We start from the raw sequence: 362 nt of genomic DNA, 5'->3' as shown, positions 1-362 counted from the left end.
GTCGAGGGCTGCCAGCGCGGAAACCCAGGCATCGATGTCCGGCAGGGCCTTGTCCGGGGTCAGGCGGCCTACCCGCGGGAAGGCAGCTTTGCCGGCGGCTTCCCGGCCCTCCTGGGTGGACATGTCGCCCTCGGGTGCGAGCTCGGCGACTGTTCCTTCGCGGTAGAAAACGTTGGGCGCCAGCACCACGTATCCCCAGTCGGCAATGCGCTGTGCCATCTCCTGGATGCGCGGGCGCAGGCCGAACGCGTCCATGTAGAAGATGACCCCCGGGAACGGGCCGGTTCCGGTGGACGGGCGGGCAACGATGGCTTCGGCACGGCCCGCAGGGGCCTGGATCTCGATGAGCATCTGGTCAGGAT

At 68.5% G+C, this 362-nt stretch carries 1 protein-coding gene; it reads right to left on the bottom strand.

All coding sequences use genetic code 11. The features are described from left to right. Positions 1–362, bottom strand: a 362-nt coding sequence (locus AC1DKD_RS42530; RefSeq protein WP_477144906.1) for a dienelactone hydrolase family protein, incomplete at both ends; no start/stop codon positions are given.

The sequence above is a fragment of the Cupriavidus sp. 05T313 genome, assembly GCF_056396665.1.
The sequence above is the reverse complement of the archived record's forward strand: the minus strand, read 5'-3'. Positions and strand labels throughout refer to the sequence as shown.